The organism is Kitasatospora sp. NPDC005856, from assembly GCF_040629945.1.
Lineage (GTDB): Bacteria > Actinomycetota > Actinomycetes > Streptomycetales > Streptomycetaceae > Kitasatospora.
Window position 1 is genome coordinate 19,791 of record NZ_JBEXWT010000106.1, and the last position, 8,573, is coordinate 28,363.

The window sequence follows — 8,573 nt, forward strand, 5'->3', positions numbered from 1 at the left end:
GAGTGCACGTGATCGACACAGGTGACATCGACGTCTACCTGGGCCTGGACGTGGGCAAGGGCGAGCACCATGCGACCGCCCTGACCCCGGCTGGCAAGCGGGTCTTCGACAAGCGGCTGCCCAACACCGAACCGAAGCTGCGTGAGGTGTTCAGCAAGCTTCAGGTCAAGCACGGCACCGTGCTGGTGGTGGTCGACCAACCCGCCTCGATAGGAGCCCTGCCGCTGGCCGTGGCCCGCGACGCGGGCTGCCGAGTCGCCTACCCGCCCGGCCTGACAATGCGACGTATCGCCGACCTCTACCCCGGCGAGGCCAAGACCGATGCCCGAGACGCGGCGATCATCGCAGACGCCGCGCGAGCAATGCCGCACACGCTCCGCGACGTGGCGATGGCCGACGAAACCGTCGCCGAGCTCGAGATGATCGTCGGGTTCGACGACGACCTGGCCGCCGAGTCCACCAGGATCAAGAACCGGCTGCGTGGCCTGCTCACCCAGATCCATCCCTGACCGGAACGGGTCCTTGGCCCCAGACTGGACCATCCCGCCGTCCTTGCTCTGCTCGAACGCCACGGCGGCCCAGCCCAGTTGAGGAAGGCCGGGAGACGCCGCCTGGTCACCCTGCTGCGGCCCAAAGCCCCACGACTGGCCGAGCGCCTGGTCGAGGAGATCTTCGAAGCCCTCGCCGAGCAAAGCGTCGTCGTGCCCGGCACCGACGCCGCCGCGCTCATTGTCCCCAGCCTCGCCGCCTCACTCGGCTCCGTGCTCGACCAGCGCAAACTCCTCGCCGCCCGCATCGAGGAACTGCTGGAGGCCCACCCTCTTTCCCAGGTCCTGACCTCCATGCCCGGCATAGGGGTCAGGACCGGAGCCCGCATCCTCATCGACGTCGGCGACGCCGGCACCTTCCCGACCGCCGGCCACCTGGCCGCCTACGCCGGCCTGGCGCCAGTGACCAGAAGCTCCGGCTCCTCCATCCGCGGCGAGCACCCATCCCGCCGCGGCAACAAGCAGCTCAAACGAGCCTTCTACCTCGCCGCGTTCGCGTCGTTGTCACAGCCCGAGTCACGCGCCTACTACGACAAGAAGCGGCGACAGGGAAAGCACCACGTCGCCGCCCTCGTCTGCCTGGCCCGCCGACGCATCGACGTGCTCTTCGCCATGCTCCGAGACGGCACCCTCTATGAACCCCCAGCCGTCGCCGCCGCTTGACGAAAACCATAGGGGCACCTTTTCGATCATGATCGACTGGGGCCACAAGTCATGCCGGGCCCGGAGGCCGGGAGCCCCGTTGCGAGGCCGTGAAAAAGGTAACGGGCCGCAGACGGGGACGAACTGGAAGATCCGGGCCGCTCGCAGACGCGCCAGGCCCTCGGCCGGTCCCGAGGCGGGCCGACGACCAAGGTCCACCTCGCGGTCGACGGCCGCGGGCTGCCGCTGTCGATCGTTCTCACGCCGGGCAACGTCAACGACGCCACCGCGTTCGCCGACGTCCTCGACGGAATCCGCGTTCCGCGCGCCGTCACGGGCCGCCCGCGCACGACACCGGACCGCGCGCTCGGGGACAAGGCCTGCTCCAGCAGGGCGATCCGCCACCTGCTGCGGCGCCGGGGCATCGCCGTCACGATCCCCGAGCGCCGCGACCAGGCGGCCAACCGCCGACGCCGAGGGCGCCTCGGTGGCCGGCCGCCCGTCTTCGACCGGGTCTTCCACCGCGACCGGAACGTGGTCGAACGGTGCTTCGCCCGCCTGAAGCAGTTCCGAGCCATCGCCACCCGATTCGACAAGCTCGCCGACCGCTACCGCGCCGGAGTCGTCCTGGCCTCCCTGATCCTCTGGCTCCGCGACGCGACCAGATGATCATTTGTCAGACAGGCTTTAGCCGTCGCCGCCCGGGCGCCGGTCACGAAGGCTGCCGGGTGCGGACCACCGCGAGGATGAGGCCGGGCCGGGGCCTCGCCGCGCTGTCGGCTGGCAGGTTCGAGCGCTGCCGTCCGGACACGTGCGTCAGGCTTCGAGGGTGCGGTCGAGGCCCAGTGGCACCTCGTGCAGTACGAGGCGGCTGCGCAGTTCCCGCACACCGAGTTCGCTCTTGAGGCGGTCAATGACGGCTTCAAACTCGCGTGCGTCTGTGCAGGCCATCCGTAGTTGGAAGTCGTAGTCGCCGGTGAGTCTCATTGCGCCGATCACCTGGGGCACGTCGTGCAACTGCGCTTCGAATCCCTTGCGGTCCACGCCATCGCGCAGGCGGATGTCGCTGATCATCTGCATGCCGCGCTCGAATGCCTCCAGGTTCAGATCCGCATGGTAGCCGCGGATGACCTCGGTTGCCCGCAGACGGCGTACGCGGTCGGCCACTGTGTTGGCCGACAGTCGGACCTGGCGGCCCAGCTCCTGATAGGTCGCCCGGCCGTCCCGGATGAGCAGGGCGAGAAGCTCGCGATCGATGCGATCCATGTCTCAATGCTACAAATCCTCGGCGAATTCCTGCTACAACCGAGTTTGTCTCGGCCACGGGCCTGTCAACGCCGGGAGCTTCGAGCCAAAAGCGGCAGATTCGGTGTCAGCATCGCGGGTATGGAAATCCTGCTGCTCCGGGCCGCCCTGGCCCCGTGTCTGGTGCTGCTCGTCTCCGTCATCGCGCGGCAGCTGGGGCCGCGGCGGGGCGGTCAACTGCTCGGCGCGCCGACGAGCACGGGCCCGTTCCTGCTGCTGATGTGCTCGACCTACGGAACCGCGACAGCGGCGCGTGCCGCAGACGGCTGCGTGACGGGGACGCTGGTCGTGGTCTGCTTCTGCCTCGCCTACGGGCGCCTCGCCCGGGCCCTGCGGCCCGTGCGGACGCTGTTGCTCGCCCTGGCCTGCGCGGTCCTGGCCGGCCTGCTCGCCGCCATGTGCGGCAGCATCCTGCTGACGGCGGGCCTGACTGTGGTCGTGGTCTTCGCCGGTCTGGCGACGTGGCCCGCCGGAGGCCAAGGGGCCCGGCTGCCGCGCCGGCCGCGGACATGGGAGGTGCCGATGCGGATGGTGCTGTCGGCCCTGATGGTGCTCGCTGCTGTGGCCACTGCCCGCGTGCTCGGTTCCTTCCTCGGCGGCGTGCTGTCCGCGCTGCCGATCCTGCTGGCCGTTATGGGCACTGCTCTGCACGGCTCGGCCGGGGCGCCCGCCGCCGCCGACCTGATGCGCGGAGCGCTGAGCTCCGCAACTGGGACACTCTGCTTCCTGCTGGTGCTCGGTGCCGTCCTGATCCCGCTCGGCCCGGCCCCGGCCTTCCTGCTTGCCTTGGCCGCGCTCGCGATAGCCGACCCGCTCGCACGGCTCTCCCTGCCCCGCCGTAGGGGTCTGCAGGACGTATAGCTGTTCGACCCTGGCCATCCGGAACCGGCACAGTATCGGTGTCGGTCGCCCGCTGCTTTGGTTTGAGCGGTTTGTTGCATAGTGCATGACAAGCACATTCGAGGTGGCGGGCAGTGGCCGTCCAAGCTGAGGAAGTGTCCGGACGGCCGAGAGGCCGAGCCGTGGGTGGACCCGTTCCCGCCGCGCCGGCCGGAGATCGAGTTGCTGCGGGAGGAGTGCGCGCGGGTGCGCGCGCTGGCGATGCCTTGGGTGGAGGACCCGGCCACAGCTTGCTTCGGCCGCGCGCCGTTCGACGCCATCAATGACAAGGAGGACTGTGGGGAGGAGTAGACCGTCCCAGCACGTGGGAGGGCCCGCCACCGGCCGGTGGCGGGCCCTCCCCGTCACTCGCCACGGCACCCTGTGACTGATCACCACACCGCTGGACCACACCCGCTTCCCGGCCGCCGAGGTCGCTGCTCCCTACCGCGAGCGCCGGGAGACCGAGACTGCGTTCTTCGGCCTCAAGGTCACCCTTCGCGGAGCTGGCAGGGACCTTCGCTCAGGTACTCCACAGGGCGTTGACCAGTATATATACGCCTACCTGATCATGTATCAGGCTTCCCGGATCGTGATGTGCCATGCCGCGGACCACGCCAACCTCGATCCGGACCGCCTCTCGTTCACCGTCGCCGTCCGCACCATCTGCGGGTCTGTCATCCTCGCCCACTGCACCCCGGCGTCATCCCGGACCGCAGCAGAGAGATCGAGCCGACTGGCATCGGGAGCAGGGCGCGACGGACGTCGGGATCACCTGGAGCCGGTACGGAAGACCGATGGGATGGTTCGCCGGCGTGGTCTGAGTGCTGCCCGGATCGGGAGCGGACAGTGGCCAGTCGGGGTGGGTGAGCTGGTGGCGCAGGGCGTCGAGTCGAGCGAGGTGGTGGTCGAGGGCGGTGGTGACGGTGCTCGTGGTGGCGGCTACTCGTGCTTCGAGGTCGTGGATCCGCTTCAGGGGGTCCTGCCAGCGCCTTTCGGCGGCGGCAGGGTCAGGCGCAGCGTCGGTCGCTGTCATCGCGAAGCCGGGTGGTGTGGTGGGGGGAGGGCATCGAGGCGGGCTGCGAGGTTGCCCTGGCCGGTGCCGAGGTGGGGGCGGATGGCCGCGAGGGGCTCTATGAGGTCCGCGGGGTCGGTGGTGCCGAGCGCGGCGGTCAGGGCGGCCTGGGCGGTGCGGGCGCCGGGGGCGAGTGCGGTCATGGTGATCTGGGCGACGAGGACCCGAAGCTCGGCAGCGTTGTCGCGGGCCCAGGCAGTGACCGTTCGGTCGGCGGCCCGCCGGCCTCGGACGGCCTTGACGCGTTCCGCACCGGTACCGGCCTGGGTCCTGCCGCCGCCGGGCTTGAGGCGCAGGTAGCGGTTCTCGGCGGCCTGGCGACTGGCGACGCGCCCATGGGCTGGGCGCAGCCCGCCCCGGCCGCCCCGGTTTCGCCCGCTGTTGCTGCGCCGGTCGTCGCGGCGGCTCCAGTCGCTCCGGTCGCTGCCGGACCGCGCGAGCTGCCCGCCCTCCCCGAGGGCCCGGAGGGCGCCCGGTTCGAGGCCGTGACCACCGGGCTGGTGTCCAAGCGCCCGAACTTCACGCAGCAGGCCCGCTCGACGGTGTTCCTAGACGCGGCGACCGGCGACCTTGCGGTGCGCGACCGCGTGGTGCGCCTCGACCTCGGTGCCCGCACCCCGGGCGAGATCCTGGACGCCGTCCTGGCGACCGCTCCCGGCACCGAGCGGATCTACATCACCGCCGGCGCCCCGTGGCACGACGGCGCCGAGCGATACCACACGCTCAAGGACGCGGTCGCGGCCTGGCTGAACACGCCGTCCGAGCGGCGGACCACCGCCGTCGGCTCCGGCCGCGACAAGCTCGCCGGTCACTTCGTCCACCAGCGCCAGCCAGTCGGCCGCTACACCCCCGCCACCGCCCCGGACAGCGGCAGCACCGAGCTCCGCTCCATGGGGAAGTGGTTCGACCCGAACGGCGCCGACGTCGTCACCTGCCGCCAGGCGTTCACCCTGCTGAGGCAGGCGCTGCACCGGCACTGGGACGACGCGGTCCTGACGGGCTCACCGTCGCAGACCGGCCGGGACCTGTGGTCGCGCACCGTCCCCACCACCGGCAAGTGGGCCGGCGGCTACCCGGTCCTGTCCGAGGAACTGCGCGCCCTGCTGCACGCCACCGGCGGCCAGGGCCGCACCGAACTGATCCTGCCGCCCCGGGTGCCGGAGCAGCTGCCCGCGCTGGTGGAGTACGACCGCACCTTCGCCTACGCCAAGCACCTGTGGAAGTCCCCGGTCGGCACCCCGCGCCGCATCACCGCCGCCGCGTTCGGCGCGATGACCGGACAGGAACAGGTCAAGGCGCTGATGTCCTGCACCACCAGCAGGACGTCGCCGCCTGCGCCCGCGCGGCCGCCCACCAGGCCCGCCAGACCGTCGACCTAGGCAGTCTCGTTTGGATCATCGAGCGGACCAGAGAAAGATGCCCGCGATGCGGCATCCGCAGAGCTCAAAGCAGCAGCGGCTTGACGCTTATCCGCGTGGGATGTCTTGTCGGCCGGGACCACGTCCGGCCTGGTGCGGGGCCGCCCCCGTGGCCGGGGAACACGCAGGCGTGCCATCACCTTCGGGAAGGCGGGAGCGCCGCCTGCCTGGCCTGAGGTGAGGACGAAGGCTGGCGGGCGGCACCGGCCGTCCGCCGCGAGGTAGATCTTCGTGGTCAGTCCGCCACGGGACCGCCCGATGGCATGGTCGCCCGGTTCTCCGGCCGGGGCCCCTTGTTGCGGGCCCCGGCCGCGTGCTGGTGGGCGCGGACGATCGTGGAGTCCACCGAGACCGCCCAGTCCAGGTCCTCGTCGGAGTCCGCCTGGGCCATCAGCGCGACGAAGACCCGTTCCCAGGTCCCGTCGACGGCCCACATCCTCAGCCGGTTGTAGACGCCCCGCCAGTTGCCGAACCTCTCCGGCAGGTGGACCCACTGGGACCCGGACTGGAACTTGAACGCGATCGCGTCGATCACCTGCCGGTGATCACGCCACCGCCCACCCCTTCTCGGCGTCCGGTCCGGCAGCAACGGCTCGATCCGCGCCCACTGCGCGTCAGTCAACGACACACCAGACCAACGAGCAGATGATCCAAACGAAACTGCCTAGCCCACCGCCGTCTCGCGGGCACCGCGGCCCAGCCCCTCTACACCGTCCTCGACCGCGCTGGCCTGTACACCCACCACCAGGCCGTCCGCGACCTCACCCAGCACCTCGATGCCGCCACGCTGTGCCAGGTCATAAGCCGGCTGGAGCGCACCCGTACCGAGGCCGCCGCGCTGCGCGGTCCGGGGGAGGGCCGCATCGCCCGGCCCGTTGTGCGGCGCAGCAGGTTCTGATGGTCCGTTCCTTAGTGAACGGTGTTGACCTTGCTGTTCGGCGAGCGTTGGACGGGCGCTCCCGGGCCGGGCCCCACACCCGGCCTGTCGCGCAGGAAGGAACCGTGCCCTGCGACCGGCTCCCACGCCGATCGCCCCGACACTCGCCGCCGCCGTGAGTGCGAGGACTGTCAGGCCGGACCGGACAGCGGCGACATCCGCACCATCTCGATCGGCCGGGACGGAGCCGTCACGGACGTCTGGCATACCGACCAGTGCCCCACCTACGCGATCGAGCGGATCCTGCTGGAGGCCAGCGCGGAGAAAGCCAAGAAGCAGGACGCGTGGGCGAAGGAGGCATTCCCCGCCGCCCACGGCCGGCTACGGGAGGCTGCCGCGGCGCTCCCGGCCGGCACGGCCGCGGACCCGTTCGTCGCGGCCCTGCTGGAACTCGTCCAGGCCCAGGCCGACGACACCGGCCGCTTCGTGACCGTGTCCAGGTGGTGGGCCGAGATGTCGACGCCGAGCACGCGGGGGACGCGCGGCGGCGGCAAGTCCTGGCGTATGAGCAGGCACAGGGCGGTCGAGCACGAGATCGCGCAGGCCAGGAAGCGGGAGAGGCGGGCGCCCGCCCGGCCCGCTAACTCTTCCACGATTTCGCCGAGTTGGTCGGCGAGGCGGCGCGTGCGCCGCTGGTAGCGCTCGATCAGGCCGGGGACCTGCTCGCGGAACGTCTGCCGCGGGCAACACACCGGGCACGGCACCGGATCATCCCGGGTCCGCGCCGACACCCGGATGACCTCGCCTCCGTCCGTCACGACCTCGACGACGAGGGCCGACAGCCCCGAAAAAACCACACTCACAAGGTCGTTGACATCACGCACGCCATGCCAACGACGGCCGTCACACTTCGTTACCACCGATTATGGGACAGAGCCGTTCGCTGGACACACCCCCACCGCGCCGTCGGGCAGATCGAGGGGGAAGCGGTACCCGGTGGGCGCGGTGGCGTCCTTCACCGTGATGAGAGCACTGACACCGCCATCGCGACCGACGCGGGCTGCGACATCGACAGGAGCATCCGGCCGGGTGTAGACGACAGTCCCGGTCTCACTGACTCGACCCTTCGCCTCTGCGGATCCGGGCAGACCAATCCCCACACGGATCCCGGTGGGGTCGGTGACGGTGAGCGTGCCCGCCCCTTGGGCGGGGAGCTCCACACGCGTGCCGCCGGAGGTGCGTTCCGCGGGCACCTGCTTGTGGAGCGACCAGGTCGTCGGCGGGGGCCACCTTGTCGACGACGGCAGCCCCGGGTTCGGCGGCGGGCGCTTGTGCCGCCAGAGCCAGCGCCACGCCGGTGACAAGGGCGACGCTCGTTAATCCCGCCACGGCGGCCAGCGATGTCCTGGTGAGGACGGAAGACATCATGAATTTGACCCTTCAAAGATCAGTGAGGGCACGGCAGGAGGACAGCAGAACGGCGAAGACCGTCTGCCAGGTGACCGCTGATTCGGTTGGCGGGATCCGGATCGACCGAATCCGCGGCCGTGTAGTGATCTGTCACCGAAACCTACTGACCAGCACGCTGGTGGCGGTCCGTCATGCGCGACGATTTCGGAGGCCGAGGCCAAAGAATCCTGACTCTGGGGTCAGGAGGAGTGGTGTCGGACCACCAGGAACCCTGCTCTCGGGGCGGGCGATGGACGACACGGACCTGTCGGAGCTTCTCGATGACGGGATGCCCTGCGTCTTTGAGCAGGCCGTCATCCCGAACGCAGAGGACCGCGAGGCGGCCGCTTCCCGTGTCCGGGAGGCTGAAAGGCCGAGCG

The 8,573-nt window shown here is 70.5% G+C and carries 4 protein-coding genes and 4 pseudogenes; 4 read left to right on the top strand and 4 right to left on the bottom strand.

What is annotated here, in order from left to right:
• Positions 1 to 11: 11 nt before the first annotated feature.
• Both ABZ449_RS36585 and ABZ449_RS36590 read left to right on the top strand, forming a co-directional pair.
• Positions 12 to 1,211: pseudogene (locus ABZ449_RS36585) on the top strand (IS110 family transposase).
• A gap of 88 nt (positions 1,212 to 1,299) precedes the next feature.
• Positions 1,300 to 1,859: pseudogene (locus tag ABZ449_RS36590) on the top strand (IS5 family transposase); the annotation flags it as partial.
• 147 nt (positions 1,860 to 2,006) lie between these two features.
• On the opposite strand, the gene ABZ449_RS36595 reads toward ABZ449_RS36590, so the two are convergent.
• A complete protein-coding gene (locus ABZ449_RS36595; RefSeq protein ID WP_360354837.1) occupies positions 2,007 to 2,456 on the bottom strand; it encodes an Lrp/AsnC family transcriptional regulator in 450 nt (149 codons plus the stop codon).
• A gap of 120 nt (positions 2,457 to 2,576) precedes the next feature.
• On the opposite strand from ABZ449_RS36595, the gene ABZ449_RS36600 reads away from it, so the two are divergent.
• A complete protein-coding gene (locus tag ABZ449_RS36600; RefSeq protein WP_360354840.1) occupies positions 2,577 to 3,356 on the top strand; it encodes a hypothetical protein in 780 nt (259 codons plus the stop codon).
• A 1,050-nt stretch (positions 3,357 to 4,406) separates the two neighbouring features.
• On the opposite strand, the gene ABZ449_RS36605 is transcribed toward ABZ449_RS36600, so the two are convergent.
• Positions 4,407 to 4,592, bottom strand: a complete 186-nt coding sequence (locus ABZ449_RS36605; RefSeq protein ID WP_360354842.1) for a hypothetical protein — start codon at positions 4,590 to 4,592, stop codon at positions 4,407 to 4,409.
• A 357-nt stretch (positions 4,593 to 4,949) separates the two neighbouring features.
• On the opposite strand from ABZ449_RS36605, the gene ABZ449_RS36610 reads away from it, so the two are divergent.
• Positions 4,950 to 5,828, top strand: coding sequence for a hypothetical protein (locus ABZ449_RS36610; RefSeq protein ID WP_360354844.1), 879 nt, complete (start codon positions 4,950 to 4,952; stop codon positions 5,826 to 5,828).
• Positions 5,829 to 5,911: 83 nt separating this feature from the next.
• On the opposite strand, the pseudogene ABZ449_RS36615 reads toward ABZ449_RS36610, so the two are convergent.
• Together ABZ449_RS36615 and ABZ449_RS36620 are read right to left on the bottom strand one after the other, a co-directional pair.
• Positions 5,912 to 6,495 (bottom strand): annotated as a pseudogene (locus ABZ449_RS36615) (IS5 family transposase); the annotation flags it as partial.
• A gap of 764 nt (positions 6,496 to 7,259) precedes the next feature.
• A pseudogene (locus ABZ449_RS36620) lies at positions 7,260 to 7,607 on the bottom strand (ISL3 family transposase); the annotation flags it as partial.
• Positions 7,608 to 8,573 lie beyond the last annotated feature (966 nt).